The sequence below is a fragment of the Cupriavidus sp. FW305-26 genome (assembly GCF_058787975.1).
In genome coordinates this window covers 72,354-89,653 of record NZ_JBYTAH010000022.1, presented here as the reverse complement: position 1 = coordinate 89,653, position 17,300 = coordinate 72,354, and the positions used below count along the sequence as shown (strand labels likewise).

Here is a 17,300-nt window from a genome sequence, read left to right as displayed (position 1 = left end):
CCTTCATTGAAGGAGATTTCGTACCGGAAATGGGTGGCGGCCGATGGCGACCGTACTCTGCGCGTCGATTACCCATTGACGTCCCAATCGATCGTGTTCGATGTCGGTGGGTTCGAAGGACAATGGGCGAGCGACATCTACGCACGGTATCGCTGCCACATTCACATTTTCGAACCGGTACCATCGTATGTGGAGCAGATCGCGCGTCGTTTCGAGCAGAACGACGCGATCCGTCTCCATGCGGTGGGCCTTGGTGGCTGTGCGGGCACGTTCCAGATCTCGATTGCCGGTGATGCATCGTCCATGCAGTTGCAGGGCGAAGACATAGTGGAAATTGGCGTCGTCACGCCCGAGCAGGTGTTTTCAGCCGAGGATGTATCGCAAGTTGACTTGATGAAGGTGAATATCGAGGGCGCCGAGTACGACCTGCTCGATCACCTGATCGACACGGGCCTTATACGGAAAATCCGCCGACTTCAGGTTCAGTTTCACGATTTCGTGCCTGACGCGGAAGCACGGATGGCGGCGATCCAGCAACGGCTTGCTGTAACGCATCGCGTGACATATCAATTCCCTTTCATTTGGGAAAACTGGGTAAGCAAGGAGTTGGAGGAATGATCGTCACGCGAGTGATCGGTGGTCTTGGAAACCAGATGTTCCAGTACGCGGCGGGCCGGGCACTGGCGCGGCGGCTTGGGGTGCCGTTGAAGATCGACAGCAGTGGCTTCGCCGACTATCCCTTGCACAACTACGGGCTGCACCATTTTGCATTAAAGGCCGTGCAGGCCGGAGACCGCGAGATACCCAGCGGGCGCGCTGAGAATCGGTGGGCCAAGGCATTGCGACGCTTTGGCCTGGGTACCGAATTGCGCGTGTTTCGCGAACGCGGTTTCGCTGTGGATCCTGAGGTCATGAAGCTGCCTGACGGTACGTACCTTGACGGGTACTGGCAAAGCGAGAGCTATTTCGCGGAAATGACACAGGAATTGCGCCGCGATTTTCAGATTGCCACCCCGCCCACTTCGGAAAATGCCGAATGGCTGGCACGTATCGGCGGCGACGAGGGCGCAGTTTCCATTCACGTCCGCCGTGGTGATTATGTGACCAATGCATCGGCCAATGCCGTGCATGGAATATGTTCCCTGGACTACTACATGCGGGCTGCCAGGTATGTAGCGGAAAACATCGGTGTGAAACCGACGTTCTATGTTTTCTCCGACGACCCGGACTGGGTTGCGGGGAACCTTCATCTCGGACACGAGACGCGGTATGTCCGCCACAACGACTCCGCCCGGAACTATGAGGATTTGCGGCTGATGTCAGCCTGCCGTCACCACATCATTGCCAACAGCACTTTCAGCTGGTGGGGCGCGTGGCTGAATGCGTCAGAGAAGAAGGTAGTGATTGCGCCAGCGCAGTGGTTTCGCGATGAGAAGTACGATACGAGAGATCTGCTGCCGCCGACGTGGACAAAGCTCTGAAACGGACTCGATCGAACGCATCGGCAATGAGATGTATCGTTGCAGTGAAATTAGTCTTTAGAGATCAATCAATAAACAGTGACGCGTCACCGGTGGATGTGACAGTGTTCACTGAAAGGGCGGAAATTGAATGAAAGGCGAGCCTTTGATCAGCGTCGTAATGCCAGCGTACAACGCGCAACAGCATCTGGCCGAGGCTATGCAAAGCGTGCTGGCCCAGACCTACGAGAACTTAGAGGTCATACTCATTGACGACGGTTCATCGGACAATACGCTTGAGATTGCGCGGTCATTTGCGGATCCTCGCATCAGGATCGTGGAGAATGAAACGAACCTTGGTCTCGTCAACACGCTCAACAAGGCCTTGGGTTTCTGTAAAGGCGACTATATCGCGCGCATGGATGCCGATGACATCTGTGTGCCGGACCGCTTCAGACTGCAGGTGGAGTTTCTGCAGCAGCATGCCGACGTTGGTGTCGTAGGCGGTGCCATCCGCTTCTTCGACAGTATCGCGACGCCTTATACATTCCAGTTTCCGCCATCGCACGACGATATTCGTGTCGCGTTGATGTTCTATTGCCCGTTGGCACATCCGGCACTGATGTTTCGCCGCTCTGTTTACGATGAGCGCAAGCTGGTTTACACCAACGAATTTCCGCACGCGGAAGACTATTGGTTGTGGAGCCGCTTCACCCAGGAAGTGCGTAGCGCCAATCTGCCGGACCTGTTGCTGCACTACCGGTTGCATAAGAAGCAGGTCAGCACGAGCGAATCCAATCACCAGTATTTGGCGTCGCGTAAGGTGCGAGGCTGGATGTTCGCTCAGGCAGGTGTTGAGCTCGACACGCGGGATTCTGAATTGCATGAAAGTCTGATCCTCGAACGGTACGCTGCGACGCCTGAGTATCTCAATGATATTGCGCATTGGTTCGCCAAACTTGAGGCCGCCAACGCGGCGTCGGGTTTCTGGGACGGGCGGGCGTTGCACGATCTTCTAAAAGAGCGATTCCGCAAGGTGCTGACAGAGACAGGTCTGCAATCGTATCGCCGATCGGCAGTGGTGGAGGCGCAGTCATATCTGCCTCCGCCGTCGGCGGATCTGGCCAGGACGATGCGAGGCTCGGCCAGTGCAGTGCAGCGGAGATGCCGCAATGCCATCAAGCGGTTGTTGATGTGGGGGAATTGAAGATGCCAGTTCCGCAAGAGAATCGACTTGCAGGGCAGGAGATGGCAACGCTAGTGGTGCGGAGCGTTGGAGGTCGTCATCGCGAAATCGCGCGCGCGCTCGAAAGCGTTGGGCGCTCGAGCTATCGTCCGCTTGAGGTCGTATTGGTGTACCAAGGCACCGACGAGGGATATCTCGAGTACCTCCGCGGCCTCGGCACCTTGGTGCCCAGTATCGAATACCGTGTGGCGCACAATCCGACAAATGAAGACCAGCGCGCAAGAAATCTCAATCTTGGCATCGCTGTGGCGAAGGGTCGCTACGTCGGCTTCCTGGACGACGATGATGCATTGGAGCCGGATCACTTGGAGCGCCTTGTAACGGTCCTGCAAGACACTGGCCGCACATGGGCCTATGCTCAAACTGTATTGAAGAAGGAGAATGAGCAGTTCGAGGTCATTCAGGAAACCACTCCCTTCGTGCGCAAGAGCTTTTCCCTGAAGGCGTTGTGGACAGAGAACTTCATCCCGATCCATAGCTTTCTGATTGACCGCACGCGACTGCATGACGAACTGCGAGAAGAGCCTTTCAATGAAGCGTTGACGCGTTCCGAGGACTGGGATTTCCTAATCCGGCTGGGTTTCTATCATGAGCCGGCCGTGATCGAGGCGTTCACCTGCAGTTACTACGTAAGCACCGCGCCGCGCAATAGTAATTTGTCGTTGACGCGCCCCAAAACGCAGACCGAGCAGGACTTGCAGAATAAACGCATGTGGGACCGCTCAAAGGAAATTGTCGAAGGCACCAAGGAAGGACTCCTCAGTCGCTTCTATTGGGCGCGTGACTATTTTGTGACGGCAGTGGCCCCGCTTGCCGCGCCCTCGGCGGAAGCGCCTCGTGCAACGAAGAACCGTCTTTACCGTCGGGTCGTGCTCGGCATTATCCGCAGGTTGGAAAGAACGGTCTGATGGACGCTATGCGTAACGTTATCAAGGAAAGGGCTAGGCAAGGCGCTCGTGTGTTCCCGGTGGGTCCGGCAAGATGGTCATGGATGCGTGGATCATGTGTGACCGATATTATCAGAGGGGCCTATGCCTAAAGTTTCCATCTGTATTCCGGCCTATCAGCAGGTGGCCTTTCTGCGCCAGACGCTGCAGTCGGTAATGGATCAGCGTTTTACTGATTATGAAGTGATCGTTACCGACGATTCGCCCGATGATTCCGTGGAAGCATTGCTTTCTGAATTCGATTTCGGCGGGCGCTTGCGATATGTGCGAAATGCCAAGCAGCTGGGTTCACCGGAGAACTGGAACGCCGCGTTGCGTCTCGCTTCGGGCGACTACCTGAAGATCCTCCATCATGACGACAATTTTACCGATGCGGATGCGCTGGGCGATTTCGTGCAGCTACTCGATGACCATCCCGATGCTGGGTTTGCGTTCTGTGCGACGCTGATCATTGATGTCGCAACGGGTCATCAGCGTGTTCATCGAGCCACCGAGAGCCAAATGCAGGCGCTGCGTGCAATGCCGGAGGTGCTGTTTGCAGGCAATTTCGTCGGTGCGCCGAGTACCACGATCTATCGTCGCGCTTTCTCGCTCGAATACGATATACGGATGAAATGGTTGGTGGACCTGGATTTCTATATCCGTATCCTCCAGAGCGGTACGCCATTCGCCTTTAGCACCAGGCCGCTGATTTGCACGCCGACGAACGCGGCGCATCAGGTCACGGAGGTATGCCGGGACAGCGGGCAAATCGAGCTTTACGAGTATTCGATCCTGTTCGAAAAGATCGCGCACAAAGTAGCCGAAGAGCCCGAGATCTGGGAGCAATGGTACCGGCTGTTCGAGAAGTACCACATACGCTCGCGTCGTGGATTCCTGAAGTACGGGGTGGCGCAACCCGAGCCTGCCGTGTATTTCGACCAGCTTATCGCGAGCTATCGCCGTAAGCGACTCCTCACATTGCAAGGTCTCGCGCGCATCTTCTTTGCGATTTATCCGAAGGTTCCGGCTCCCGTTCGCGCGCCAATACGCTGGACCAAGAATGGAGTTCTTTTTGTACTGGGTCGACAACGCAAGCTGCCGCCCGCAGGCGAGTATGGCGGCGACAAGTAATGTCTGAGCAAATCCCATCGATCACCGTGCTGCTACCTGTGCGTAATGGCGAACGGACGATTATTCCGGCGGTACGTTCCATTCTGGCCCAGACTTTCGGGGATTTCGAACTCATAGTGCTTGACGATGGGTCCACGGATAGCACTGCCCAACTCGTGCTGGGGTTGCACGACGCACGTATCCGGCTTGTCTCGGATGGCTTTCAGCTCGGTTTGACTGCACGCCTCAATCAGGGTGTCGATCTGACCCGCGGTCGCTACCTTGCTCGGATGGATGCAGACGACCTGAGCTTTCCGGAGCGACTGAAGCGTCAGTACCAGTTTCTGGAGGAACACCCCGAAGTCGATCTGGTAGGGTGTCGGGCAGCGGTATTCCGGAATGATGGGTCCATTGTCGGATTCCTGCCGTTTCGCGAAACTCATGAGGCGATCTGCGCGCGTCCGTGGCGCGGTATCCCATTGCCGCATCCCACATGGATGGGCCGGGCGGACTGGTTCCGCAAGCATCGGTATCGCGTTCCGGAAGTCAGGCGTGCGGAAGACCAGGAACTGCTGTTGCGTAGCTGTACGGCGAGCAGGTTTGCATGCCTTGACGAGACCTTGCTGGCGTACCGACAGGGAAACTACAGTGTGACGTCGACGTTGGTCGCGCGAAGACATCTTCTTCGTGCACAACTGCGGATGTTCATCGACCGGCAGCAATGGACCAATGCCGTCCTGGCGGCACTGTCCAGTGCCGTAAAGGCAGCAGTGGACGTACTGGCTGCGCTGCCAGGCATGGACAAGGGGCTGGCTTTCCGCCGTGTGGAGGACCCAGTGCCTGCCAGCGTTGTTGAACGTATCCAGAAGCTCTTGGCAAGCGCTTCGCGATCGTAGGCGTCGTGACTGGCTACGACCGTCCGGAGAGTTTTCGCGAAAGACCGCTTGCTGCCCGCGCCAAGGCGGCGCTTACCCGCCCCCTTACGTACCAGCCCAGCATAAGCGCGACATTGCAGCGTCGGTCCGCCTGTTTCAAGGCTTGCTGATTCTTCAGCAAGAACCGAGCGGTGTTGTAAAGCGCATAACTCTCATACGACAACCTGCCACGTCCACGGGCACCACCGGTGGCCTGAGACGGAGGCAGGTTGATCTGCAATGCGCGGGGCTCATATGAAATCTTGAGTCCGCTTGCACGGCAACGCACTAGGTAATCGGTTTCTTCGCGATAGCAGTTGCCGACGTAGCCCGTGTCGAAGTCTATGGCCTTGGCCGCGTCCGCCCGAATCAGGAACGATGCGTGGCATACAGGCACCTCCACGGCTTGAGGCATTCTGGCCGCGAAATCGAATCGCAGCCTGCTCAGGTTCACCACATCGTCTGCCTTGCTCGCAAGCTTGCGGCGCTCGATGACGGCGGCTTCCGTGTCCTTGTCGTCGCGCAGGTATAGGGCGGAGGCGCCAACGATATCGCTGGCGGTGTCCTTTGCTGTTTGCAGCAGAATCCCCAAAGCGCCGGGATTCAGTATGGAATCGTCATCACCGAAGTAGATGAATTCCGTCTGCGCCAGTGCCTTGCCACGGTTCTTCGAAGTGGTCTGTTTCCCGTTTGCACTGTTGCGCAGATAGGTGACCTGCGGGTAGCGCTGCATGAGCGCCTTCGCGACCTCGGGCGTATTGTCGGGCGAGCAGTCGTCCACTAGTACCAGTTGTGCGACCTCTGGCTGCAGATAGGACGGAATCGTGTCCGCAAGCAGGTGAGCGCGCTTGTAGGTCGGAACGACGACGGTCACCTTAGGCTGGCTGTCTGACATGGAATTTTGCGATGACGTAAAAGATCGTAGCAAACAGCGATGCCTTCAGCATCGGAACCACGAAGAGCAACTGGTTTTCACGCGGCAGCAGGAGGAAAAAGGGCAGCGTGGCGGCGAAGACAAACAGGCCGAGCGGCGAGGCCCTGGCTACGCGGTGGAGCAGGCGCAAACACATGCCGGTGAAAAGGCCAGCGACGAGCGGCCCGAACAGCCGCGAATACAGCAGGGACTCTGCCACTGCAGAACCGCCCATGCCCTTGCCTTCGAGGTACATTTTCGGATCGACGATGAACGATATGCGATGCGCCAGGCTGGCTGTGTGCTTGACGAATTCCAGCGTCTGACCGGCAGCGAGATCACCTAGCATTCGATGATAGCCGTCGAGGAAGGTGGCGAAGGTCGCGCGCAATCCGTCGACAGGTGTGAACCTTACAAGGTGCGTAGCCGTGGACTCGATGAAGATCAGGCTGACACCCTGCCCGTAAGCGAATCCGAAGAGTGTTTCGAACGGATCGGACGAAATTGCTGTTGCAACAGGAATGCCCACTCTAACGCGCCCCACAATATCGGCAACGATGGCGAGGCCGATGGCGGCGCAAGCAGCTTTCCACCACGAAACCTTGAGTTCCTGGGTCATGACCAGCAGCCATGTCAGCGCGATGATCTGCGCCATTGGAATACCACGCGCCCCCTTGAGCATGTCCAGTACGCAAAGCACCAGCCCGAAGCCATATGCCATGAATGCCGAACGCTGCTTGGGACGCGACGCCAGGTACATAAAGACACAGAAAATCAGCCAGCCGCCGAGCGCATAGGGAATGCCGCTCGGACCACCGTACTTGTAGAGCGCGAGATAGTCGCCATTGCGCCACGTGTCAATATTGATATAGACGCGATAAAGCGCAAAGGGCAGCAGTGCCAGGCCGGAGCGTAATGCGAAGGTGCCAAGAGACTGGTCATTGCGCACCGGGACGTTGCCGAGCTTGCCTGCCGACAATGCAATGCCGCATAAAAACAGGCTGATGCCGCACAGCGACAGCGCCACCGTATGGTCGTTCATCGGCCCCATGCGGAACCAGTCGCCGTAGCGGTAGTCGGACCAGCCAAAGAAATAGGTGATCAGGAAACGGCTGAGCAGGAAGAGCGTCGTGGTCAGGCAAAGCAGCATTGCCGGATTGAACCGGCTGGAAGACGCCTTGCTGACCCGGTATATGCAAACAAAGAATGTCAGCGTAGTAATGGGTTCTTGCCAGGCGAGTACGCCGTAGGCACCGCTGATCAGGTTGGCAATTACCAGCGCCACTGTTGCCAGAAAGAAAAAATTAGGCATCCTGGGCTCCAAAAAACAATACAAAAGCAACAATCAGCAGGGCGAGGTTCGCACAGGCGTACGCGACCGCTGCCCCTGCCAGGCCAGCCAAACCGGTCAGTATGTAGGTGGCCAGTACGAAGCAGACCGAAAACGTCAACTCGAGCGCCCAGGAAAACCGAAGATTCCTTTGATAAATGAAAAACGCGACGAACGGCATTGCCAGGGCCTTGAAGGCATCGCCGAGCAGTTCGATCCAGAGCAGGGGTGAGATGCCCGCGTACTGCTCGGAGTAGAGCACCTTGACCACGAGGTCGGCGCCGCGCCACAGGATTGCTACGCCAACGATGAAGCCGAGCACAACGAGAAGAGCATAGCCGGCCAGACGTTTTTTTAGCGTTTGGCGCGGCGCATCGCTCCGGAACACTTCGGGCAGCAGCACGAAGCTGACCACCGCTTGCGCCATGGCGACGACGGCGTCGGAGATGCGAAACATGCCTTGCCAGAGGCCGGCCGCTTCCGGGCTGACCTGCGTCGACACGACTTCGCGGACGGCGATCACGGCCGCGGTGCCGACGACGGCCGGTGCGAGCGCGATAGCGACATAGGGTGCCAGCGATCGGGCTGCCGGCCAACCGTCGCGCAAGGCGGTGATGCCGGCATGCCAGTGCGTTCGGGTGGAGGCGGCCACCACCAGCCAGATCGCGAGCGTTGTGGCAAAGCTGATGACCAGTGCGCGGACCGCGCTCGGGATCGAACCAGGCAGGACGAACAGCCAGTAGCTCAGCAGTGCGGTGACACCCGATAGCGCAACTACGATGGCATTCAGCCGCGACCGCCCTTGTGCCAGCACGGTGGCCTGGATCTGCAACGCCAGTGCAGCGAGCAGACCGAGCGCCAGTGCGGCGAGCGGGCCGAGCGCCTTGGCGCCGCTGACCACGCCGAGTTGCCGGAATCCGGCATGCCAGGCGGCGATCAGCACGGGCACACCAAGCACAAACAGCAACCCGCCGGCCAGCCACCGTGCGCGCGCCGCATCGTCCTGTGTCGGTGAGGACAACCGCGCGATCAGCCCTTGCGAGATGCCGCCATTCGAGAACGTCGTGTAGAGCGTGGCCAGGCTGAAGACATTTCCCCATGTCCCAAAGGCTGCCGGTCCCAACTGCGTGGACAGGATCTTGTTCGCGGCCAGGCCGCAGAGCAACTTCAGGAGAACGCCCAGACCAGAGATCAGTGCGTTCAATGCCATGGAGGCGCGGCCAGTGTCTGGTAAGGGCTGGAAACACGGGCCACCATCCGTGAGGTCATCGCTGTGAACAGGAAGCTCGCAAGGAAGAACGCCGACGTGACCTTGCCGAAGCCCTCCATCGTGCGCATGATGAACCAGACTGAATGCGCCGAGCGGAACTTGTTCGACGAGAACGACCGCTTGCGCACGCGGTACCATGCCAGCGTCTTCGGCAGGCGCTCGCCGCGCAGGCCACCCTTGATGAGGATCGCCCAAGCCGCAAAATCCTCCGCGACCAGGCCAGGCGGCATGGCCGGAAACACCCCGTCGCCGGCGATCTTCCGCTTGAGCATTACTGCCAGGCATCCCACGCCGCGCCGTGCGTTATGGGAAAACAGCGTCAGCCGGTTCGGCCCGCAAATCTTCGATAATGGGCGGCCACTGCCGTCCTCAAACGGAATATAGTCGTGATAGCTGAAATCCACGTCATGGTTGCGCATAAACGTGACCTGCTGTTCAAGTTTATTTGCATCCCAGATGTCATCAGCATCGAGAAATGCGACATATTCTCCAGATGCGGCCGCGATACCGATATTGCGCGCGCGTGCGGGACCGTATGCCACCGGATTTGTAATGATTCGAATGCGCGCGTCAGATGCGGCAAGACGGGCGAGCACGACTGCCGTTTCGCCATTCGAGCCATCATCGACCAAAATCCATTCGAAGTCGGTGAGGCTCTGCTGCAGAATCGAAATGGCGGTCGCGCCAATATACTTCCCATCGTTATGCACGGGAGTAATGATGCTAACCAGTCTTTTCGCGCTCGATTTGATCATTTTGCAAGGAGTAGCAGTTCCAGCCGCCGAGTCTGCGACGCCTGCGAGTATAAGGCATCGAATGCTGCAGATGCAGCATTCCGGAGGGAGCCCTGATCGGGGGTTTGTAAAATTCTGTGAAGTGTGCGTGCCATCTGTGGCACATTTTCAACGACGCTAATGGCTTCGCGATATCGCTCGTCGGAGAGCATGGCTTCATAGCCTACCGCAGCGTTTGGCATGCAGATCACCGGGATGCCATACGACAACGCCTCGGCGACCTTGGTCTTCATGCCGCTGCCCCAACTGACCGGCGCCAGGTAGACCGCGGCGGAGGCAAAGGCGGCGGACATCCGGTCGGGATCGGGATTGTCGATGACCTGCAGGCAGGGGTAGGGTGCGGCCATTTCCGCCGCACGGGCGCCCGCAACGACGAACTGCACGGGCGTATCGGCGCTTTCCTTGAACGCATTTGCCACTTCGGCGAAGTGATGCAAGGCGGTCTGATTTGGTGCAAAGCCGAAATGGGCGGTGAACAGAATCTGGGGATGGGCGGCGGAATCCACCAGGCGTTGCGCGTCGGGCTCGCCACGAGACAGCGAGATGGGCAATATGCCTGTGCGCGCGGGCATGCCGTAATGGCTGTCGAACAGCGTGCGGTCGGCCTCAGTGATAAAGGTCATGAAGTCCGCGGAGCGGCACGGGGCCTCCGCGTGGCGAATAAGCCGCGTGTCCAACGCATTACTTACTTGCCGTAACATATTTCCCCCAATGTGCTGGCGCTTCAGTTCGGCTTCCACGTTGTCGCTCAGTATCCCGTATGTCCTCCCGGGCACTTTTTTGCGAATGTCGGACATGAGCCTTCCGAGGCGGGAATTGTGGAACAGCGTGACGTCCGCGGCGCGCGCTTCGCGCATCAGCAGGGAGCGGTAAGTCATCAAGTAGGTGGGGCACAGTCGCACGCGTGCCGCCACATCCCGGAGCGTGTTCTTCTTCAGGTAAATGCGTTTGCAGTGGGCAGGGAACTCGAATATTTCCCCATTGCCCATGTCCTTGCAGATGACTGTCAGCTGGTCGACGCCTTGGGCGGCGCAAAGCGCCTGGGCCAGCGAGCGGAGATAGAGGCCGCCTCCGGAAAGCTCCTGAAGCCCATTGGGTGATATCAGCAGAACGTTCACGAATCTCGTAATTGCAGTTGTGCGCGAATCTGCTTGCAGAAGCGCTCGGTGGAGAAGGATTCTTCAATGAATGCGTGCATGCGAGCGGGGTCGCTATTGCGTCGCAGACGCTCAAAAATCGACGCAGCTTGCCTGACGAAATCACTGGTGTCTGTCGGCAGTTCGCTGACCCAGGGCACGCCTTGCCGCAGGAACACATCGCAGGCGCCCACCCGCGTGCCTAGTACACTGACGCCCGAAGCCAGTGCCTCGAGTGTGACAAGCTCGAACCCTTCGAAGAGGGAGGGCAACAGCATGATGTCGATCATGTCGTAGAACGTCGACATCTGGTCCGGCGCCAAGCCGGGGACAATTGTGACGCCGGGGAGATTCTTCAGGGTAGTCGGCACGTCGCTCGTCGTTGCGATGACCAGCCGCATGGTGGGTTGCGTGCCGATCCAGCGCGCTATCTCGATCAGATAAGGCAACCCCTTGCCATATTCCAGGCGTCCCGCAAAGCCCAGCCGCACGAGGCCGTTCGTGAATTTCTGCCCGGCATGAAACACGCTCGCGTCAATGCCATTGTGGACCACGCGGCATTTCCTTGCGGGTATCCCATGGTGGCCAATGCACAGGTCGAGGACGGCTTCCGAGACGCAGATCACGTGCTGCGCGCAGCGCATTGTCAGGCCTTCGAGGCGGGCCAGAAGCCTCATCCCCAGAAACCGGTTGCCCGACTTAGTCAAGGCCCGGATATAACCAGCCGCGGAACCGTGAACGATTACTGCTTCAGCAGGATAGAGCGGTGTGTACGAGGAGTTGGAAATGGTCACGAACTTGCCACCAGATAATCTTCTGGCCCATAGCCACAGCGATGCCGCGATTGGAAAGGCAAACTGCGCAAGGCGCTTGCCACACAGAAACTGTGGTAAAACCATGGCTTCGTCGACCAGGGTTACTTCGGCGCCATGCCGTTTGAGGTCACTCTGGAGAAGATGTACGACGCGCTCGACGCCGCCCGTGTTCTTTACCCCATTACGCGATACGAGAAAAATAGGCAAGAGCATGACAATACTGTGGTTGTGCGGTTGCACAACGCGGAGGGCAGGCCCTACTATCGGGGCGGCACGATGTGAAGTCAAATGACCGCTCGCCGCCGCACGTTCGCCTGCGATCTGCAATGCTGAACGTGGACACGGGCGGGAAGCCGACATTCTACGCGAATGCCGGCCCGACCTTGGCGCTACGATTTCTCTTGAGTTTTCATGTTTGAACTATTCTGGCTCCCTGCAATCGCGGCCTTGTTGAGTGCAGGCGCTGTGCTGATCCTGCGCCCACTGGCCACCCGCGGAGGTTTGCTTGACCACCCTGGCGGAAGAAAGCGGCACGAAGGCTCGACGCCGCTGGTCGGAGGTATCGCGATCCTTATCGCGGTCTGGGTGTCCACGGCGATGTTCGTGCGCGGCTATGATCAGTACACGCCGCTGTACATTGGCCTGACGCTGCTTGCGCTGGTTGGCCTGTTCGACGATCTGAATGGCATTCCGCCACTAAGCAAGCTGGCATTCCAGTTCACAGCCGCAATCCTGATGACTTCGTGGGGCGAGGTGTATCTACACTCGCTGGGCGATCTCCTCAACAAGCGCGACGTCATTCTTCATGCGTGGGGCATTCCGCTGACCCTTCTTGCTGTCCTCGCGGTGGTCAATGCCATCAACATGACCGATGGCATGGATGGCCTGGCAGGGGGACTTTCCTTTATCGTGTTCGGCTGGTTCGCATGGCTGGCAAACGACATTGGCAATCCGGGGGCATACCGGATCTGCCTTCTGGTGTGTGGCGCCATTGCAGGTTTCCTGCTGTTCAACATGCCCAGCCCCCTGCGCCGCCGGTTGGTTTTCCTGGGCGATGCGGGAAGTTTGTTGCTGGGCTACGGGATCAGCTGGTTCTCGGTGGAGCTGTCGCAGAAGGAGTACAACCCGGGTGGCGGTTACGTGCCCCCGGCCGTTATGCTCTGGGTGGTCGGGCTGATCTTGATTGATCTGCTGGCAGTGGTTTTGCGTCGAGCAATCCAGGGCAAGAATCCGCTGGCGGCCGATCGCACCCACCTGCATCACCTGCTGTTGCGGGCGGGACTGGATAGCAAGCAGGCAGTCTGGTTCCTCCTGGTGGGCAACTTCCTCCTCGGTCTGATTGGCGTGATTGCATGGAAGCAAGGCGTGCCGGAGTCCATCCTGTTCGTCGCATTCCTGCTACTTACGGGCATTCACTTGCTGATCATGCAGCGAGCGTGGGTCGTGATCCGATGGATACGGAGACTTCGCTCGCGATAGTGCCAATGCGAGCCACATGGAAGCTGAATTCCCCCTCTCTCCAACGCCGTGGGCGGTCTCTGCGCCGGTGCCTGCCTCAGGGCCTGCAATATTTTGCGTTTCAGGAATTCTTCGAGAATTGGAGGGCGATGGGCAGGCGCCTGGTTGAGTTCAAATTGGCAGGTGCGCAGATCATGCCTGCGCCTTTCGCGCGTGGAGCCACATGTAGACGCCCGCAAGCGTGGCCAGGACATTGGCAACTGTGTAGCCTAGAATGGCCCCTTTCGCGCCAAATCGGGGAATAGCAGTCAGATCGACAGCAACTGTTGCCAGAAGCGCAAGGCCCCATTTGATGGCGATCCATCGGGGCTTGCGCAGGTAAGCTGCCAGGATAGTAAAGCCAACATCGGCAAACACCAACGGCGAGGCAAGGGTGGCCAGGCGCAATAGCGAGCTTGCCTCCGCAAAAGCGGCGCCATACAGCAGATGCACGATCCATGGTGCCAGGAGGGTAAGGGGCACGGTGCCGGCAGCCCCCACGATGGTGATGAGGGCCGCCAGCTTCAGTACATTGCGAATGCCCGTGGACGCATCCCGTGCATAGACGTAGAGCGGAGCGATGCCAGTCGCGAGAATGGTGGCCAACGTGGTGTAGTTGTCCACGATCTGCATTGCGGCCGCATAGGCAGCGAACTCTTCAGAAGGTACGTGCGGTCTGAGTATCAGCTGATCAGCCCTGCGTGCCGCCATCATCAGCATAAAGCTGATCCAGAAAAGAGATCCATCGCGGAACAGCTGACGCGTCAGTTGGCCATCGTAATCGACAGCCTCCTGTGGCATGTATTTGCGATAGAAGGTGCCGAGTAAGACAGCGGCCATCAGGGCCTCAAGTACGAACGCGGCGGCGTAGGCGCCGACGGCATGAATTCCCATCACGGCAAGCGTGGCAACAGAGCCGGCTTTCAAAGCGAGGGAAGCAAGATTGATCAGCACACTTGGCCGGGTTCGCGTATGGGCCTGCGTCCACGCGATCACGACGCCAGAGGGTTCGCGAAGCAGGATTGTGATAGCCAAGATCAAAGCCGGCTGCCAACTGGCATCCCCTTGCCGGGATACCCATAGAAAGCCGCAGACCAGCAGGTAGGCGCAGCACGCGGCCAGAAGGCGCAGGCGGAATACGTGCTTGAGGAGCCGATGTTGTGCGGCTAGATCGCCAAGCGCCACAAGCCGCGGAACCACGACTTCGCTACCGCAAATCAGCGCGACGGACGCCCCGATCAGTACCAGGGACTGGGCGTATTGAAACGCCGCAAAGCCGTCGGTGCCGAGGGTACGTGCGAGTATCGCGACGATGCCGATGCCCACCAGCACTTGCGAGCAGCGATCGAGCAACATCCAGCCGACGTTGCCAGCTATGCGTCGCCGCATGACCTTGTGCAGCGTGCGTGTTCGGAGGCTTCGCAGTGCATCTCGCGATAGAGCGATAGCCAGCGATCGGCGGCAGCGGCAATACCGAAGTGCGTGACGATTCGTTGGCGGCGCATGTCGCGCTGGCCATCGGTTCCGGCCTCGGCGGCAAACGATTGCGTCATGGCAAGCGCCAGTGCATCGGTATCATCAATGGGCACCATGGTGCCAATGTCACCCATTAGTTCCTTGACGCCGGGCGCCGAAGTGGCTACGACAGGGCGCCCGCAAGCCAGCGCTTCGCCAATCGCTAGAGGCATGCCCTCGACGCGTGAAGAGAGTACGAAAAGATCAGCTGCATTTAACAGGGCGGGAATATCGTGCCTTGTCCCCAGCAGCGAGACGGCATCGTGCAGTCCGTATTTTGATATCCGCTCCTGCAACGCTGCGCGCTGCGGCCCGTCGCCTGCAACGAAAAGGCGAGTAGTTTGTGAACGGTTCATCCGTTGGAACGCATCGATCAGCCTATCTTGCGCTTTCTCTACGGCCAGGCGTCCTATGGTCAGGATCAAATGTGCGCGGGAATCAATGCCAAGCTGCGCGCGCGTGCGCTCGCGTAGTGCCACGTCTGGCTTGAATTTCTCCGTATCGATCCCGTTGTACATCACGCGAACACGGTCAGGCCTGACGGCTCCCGCCCGGATCATCTCTGCGCGACTGGCCTGGCTGACCTGCGTCGTCAGCGTACACCAGCGATCGGTGAGCCGATAACAGAGCATGCGCAGCCGGCCGCCCTCTGAAAAGCTGTGTGCCGCGCAGATCAGCGGAGGCAGACGGCAAATGCGCGACAGTGACCGCGCAAACAGATTCGCATGGAACATATGCGAATTCACGATGTCCGGGCGCCATTCCAGTGCAAAGCGTCGTGCTTTCAATAGCGCATGAACCATCGACAGAGGTGTCTTGCGCAAATCGAGCATCAAGCACTCTACCGCGTCGGGCATGGGGACTTCGCAATCCGGAGTCAGGCTGATCAGCGCGACGCTGTTGCCTCGTGCGATGAACTCTTTCGCGAGGGCAGCAACCTGCTGTTCAGCACCGCCCATGCGTAGGCCGGTTGTCACCAGCAGGATACGCAAGGACTCCGGCTGAGCGGATGGCTCGGACTGGTTCAACGCGCGCCGTATCCGGTAAGTAAGGTTCGCAGTGTCTTGACTGCAATAAGCAGATCCAAGGCAAACGAACAGTGTTTCACGTAGTACAGGTCGTAACTTAGCTTTGTGACCGTCTCCTCGTGGGTGCCTACATAGCCCTGCTGTACCTGCGCCCAGCCCGAGAGGCCGGGGCGAACCAGATGGCGATAGGGATAGTAGGGAATGCTCTGCGAGAACTGCTCGACCATGGGCACTTGTTCCGGCCGAGGCCCGATCAGGCTCATGTCACCGGTCAACACATTCCAGAGCTGCGGAATCTCGTCGAGCCGATACTTGCGGATGATCCGGCCAACGCGGGTGACACGAGGATCTTGCTTCGACGCGAACTGCGCAGGAGCATCTTCCTCAGTGGTCATGCTGCGGAACTTCAACATGACAAAGGGGCGACCGAATAGACCGACACGCACTTGACGGAATACAGCCGGGCCCTTTGACTCAAGGCGGACGGCAAGTGCCACTAGCGCGCCTACCGGAACTGCAAGCGGTGCCATTGCCACCACGGAAACGATGTCGATGAGTCGCTTCAGGAAGCCGTAAAAATAGTGCTTGGCGTAGTCGTCAAGGAAATTCTCATCGATGTGCGCGAGTCCCACTCGCCCAGTCAGCATCTCGCCGATTCGTTCGACGGAATACATGCGGACATGTGTTAGCTTCAGCCGCGACAGCGTGCGAGTGCGTTCCGGATCGGCCATGGCGTGCCGATCGACCATCAATGCGTCACACCCGGTGGCTTCCTGCAGGGACCGGATATGTTCGAACCGGTGCGGACTCGGCAGGGCAGCACCGGGCATGTTCACGATCTGTTCGAGTTGCGCGAGTGTCGTGGGATCGGAGTATCCAAACACGGGTACATAGTTCCTGACAAACAAGCGGTACCCAAACCAAGTCCACACCAGTGTGCCAAAATAGGTGAGCAACAACGCCACGCGTGAATACTCTAGTCGCAGAACGGCGAAACATAGGAGCAGGGCTACAAAAGCCAATGTCACGGACAGCCCGACAAGGCTGTTGCCCTCGACGGGTGGCAAATGCAGTGACCTGAGCATCAGCGCGAACGCGCCGAGATACGCGGCTGCAGACCAGCCTAGTGTGCGCGTGAACAGCCCGGTGACAATTCCAGTCTGGCGCAGTTCCTCAACTGCAAACATGCCGAGGCCGAGAAACATTAGGCCTAACAGCGCCCAGCCCACCATCCGGCTGGCGCGCCGAATGATCTCGGATCCTCGTGCACGAACGGTCGGGGCGGAGCGGGACATACTGTTGGTTTTCGTCATTAGTGAATCTAGCCACACGTCAACCCGTTA

At 58.6% G+C, this 17,300-nt stretch carries 16 protein-coding genes; 7 read left to right on the top strand and 9 right to left on the bottom strand.

What is annotated here, in order from left to right; all coding sequences use genetic code 11:
• The 6 genes from AC3WQZ_RS14720 to AC3WQZ_RS14695 all read left to right on the top strand — a co-directional run.
• Positions 1–618: FkbM family methyltransferase (locus tag AC3WQZ_RS14720; protein WP_492300788.1), on the top strand; the 618-nt coding region annotated here is incomplete at its 5' end.
• The gene (locus tag AC3WQZ_RS14715) at positions 615–1,481 is read left to right on the top strand and encodes an alpha-1,2-fucosyltransferase (RefSeq protein WP_010813809.1); all 867 of its coding nucleotides are present in this window, start codon (positions 615–617) and stop codon (positions 1,479–1,481) included. The genes AC3WQZ_RS14720 and AC3WQZ_RS14715, both read left to right, overlap by 4 nt.
• Before the next feature lie 130 nt (positions 1,482–1,611).
• Positions 1,612–2,667 carry a glycosyltransferase family 2 protein gene (locus tag AC3WQZ_RS14710; RefSeq protein ID WP_010813808.1) on the top strand — a complete coding sequence of 352 codons (1,056 nt, stop codon included), beginning with the start codon at positions 1,612–1,614 and terminating at the stop codon, positions 2,665–2,667.
• A gap of 2 nt (positions 2,668–2,669) precedes the next feature.
• Positions 2,670–3,614, top strand: coding sequence for a glycosyltransferase family 2 protein (locus AC3WQZ_RS14705; RefSeq protein ID WP_168163305.1), 945 nt, complete (start codon positions 2,670–2,672; stop codon positions 3,612–3,614).
• A 123-nt stretch (positions 3,615–3,737) separates the two neighbouring features.
• Positions 3,738–4,766 carry a glycosyltransferase family 2 protein gene (locus AC3WQZ_RS14700; protein WP_010813805.1) on the top strand — a complete coding sequence of 343 codons (1,029 nt, stop codon included), beginning with the start codon at positions 3,738–3,740 and terminating at the stop codon, positions 4,764–4,766.
• Positions 4,766–5,641: a glycosyltransferase family 2 protein gene (locus AC3WQZ_RS14695; RefSeq protein WP_081645100.1), complete on the top strand. Its 876-nt coding sequence runs from the start codon at positions 4,766–4,768 to the stop codon at positions 5,639–5,641. Before AC3WQZ_RS14700 ends, AC3WQZ_RS14695 begins: the two co-directional genes overlap by 1 nt.
• 13 nt (positions 5,642–5,654) lie before the next feature.
• Here the strand turns inward: AC3WQZ_RS14695 and AC3WQZ_RS14690 are convergent, their stop codons facing one another.
• The 6 genes from AC3WQZ_RS14690 to AC3WQZ_RS14665 are packed head-to-tail and all read right to left on the bottom strand — an operon-like array spanning position 5,655 to position 12,130.
• Positions 5,655–6,554, bottom strand: coding sequence for a glycosyltransferase family 2 protein (locus tag AC3WQZ_RS14690; RefSeq protein ID WP_010813802.1), 900 nt, complete (start codon positions 6,552–6,554; stop codon positions 5,655–5,657).
• A complete protein-coding gene (wzy, locus tag AC3WQZ_RS14685; protein ID WP_010813801.1) occupies positions 6,535–7,884 on the bottom strand; it encodes an O-antigen polysaccharide polymerase Wzy in 1,350 nt (449 codons plus the stop codon). Before wzy ends, AC3WQZ_RS14690 begins: the two co-directional genes overlap by 20 nt.
• Positions 7,877–9,112 carry an oligosaccharide flippase family protein gene (locus tag AC3WQZ_RS14680; protein ID WP_010813800.1) on the bottom strand — a complete coding sequence of 412 codons (1,236 nt, stop codon included), beginning with the start codon at positions 9,110–9,112 and terminating at the stop codon, positions 7,877–7,879. The genes wzy and AC3WQZ_RS14680 overlap by 8 nt, the downstream gene beginning before the upstream one ends.
• Positions 9,103–9,927, bottom strand: a complete 825-nt coding sequence (locus AC3WQZ_RS14675) for a glycosyltransferase family 2 protein (RefSeq protein WP_081645101.1) — start codon at positions 9,925–9,927, stop codon at positions 9,103–9,105. The genes AC3WQZ_RS14680 and AC3WQZ_RS14675 overlap by 10 nt, the downstream gene beginning before the upstream one ends.
• A complete protein-coding gene (locus AC3WQZ_RS14670) occupies positions 9,924–11,084 on the bottom strand; it encodes a glycosyltransferase (RefSeq protein ID WP_010813798.1) in 1,161 nt (386 codons plus the stop codon). The genes AC3WQZ_RS14675 and AC3WQZ_RS14670 overlap by 4 nt, the downstream gene beginning before the upstream one ends.
• The gene (locus AC3WQZ_RS14665) at positions 11,081–12,130 is read right to left on the bottom strand and encodes a glycosyltransferase family 4 protein (protein ID WP_168163306.1); all 1,050 of its coding nucleotides are present in this window, start codon (positions 12,128–12,130) and stop codon (positions 11,081–11,083) included. Before AC3WQZ_RS14665 ends, AC3WQZ_RS14670 begins: the two co-directional genes overlap by 4 nt.
• Positions 12,131–12,328: 198 nt before the next feature.
• Between AC3WQZ_RS14665 and AC3WQZ_RS14660 the strand changes: the two genes are divergently transcribed.
• On the top strand, positions 12,329–13,396 hold the full coding sequence (locus tag AC3WQZ_RS14660; protein WP_010813796.1) for a glycosyl transferase: 1,068 nt from the start codon (positions 12,329–12,331) through the stop codon (positions 13,394–13,396).
• A 171-nt stretch (positions 13,397–13,567) separates the two neighbouring features.
• Here the strand turns inward: AC3WQZ_RS14660 and AC3WQZ_RS14655 are convergent, their stop codons facing one another.
• Genes AC3WQZ_RS14655 through AC3WQZ_RS14645 form a run of 3 tightly spaced genes read right to left on the bottom strand, consistent with a single transcriptional unit; the run spans position 13,568 to position 17,270 of the window.
• Entirely contained in the window at positions 13,568–14,803 is a 1,236-nt protein-coding gene (locus tag AC3WQZ_RS14655) for an oligosaccharide flippase family protein (RefSeq protein ID WP_037023566.1), read from the bottom strand.
• Entirely contained in the window at positions 14,788–15,921 is a 1,134-nt protein-coding gene (locus AC3WQZ_RS14650; protein ID WP_037023649.1) for a glycosyltransferase, read from the bottom strand. The genes AC3WQZ_RS14655 and AC3WQZ_RS14650 overlap by 16 nt, the downstream gene beginning before the upstream one ends.
• A 32-nt stretch (positions 15,922–15,953) precedes the next feature.
• Positions 15,954–17,270, bottom strand: coding sequence for a sugar transferase (locus AC3WQZ_RS14645; RefSeq protein WP_035816666.1), 1,317 nt, complete (start codon positions 17,268–17,270; stop codon positions 15,954–15,956).
• Positions 17,271–17,300 lie beyond the last annotated feature (30 nt).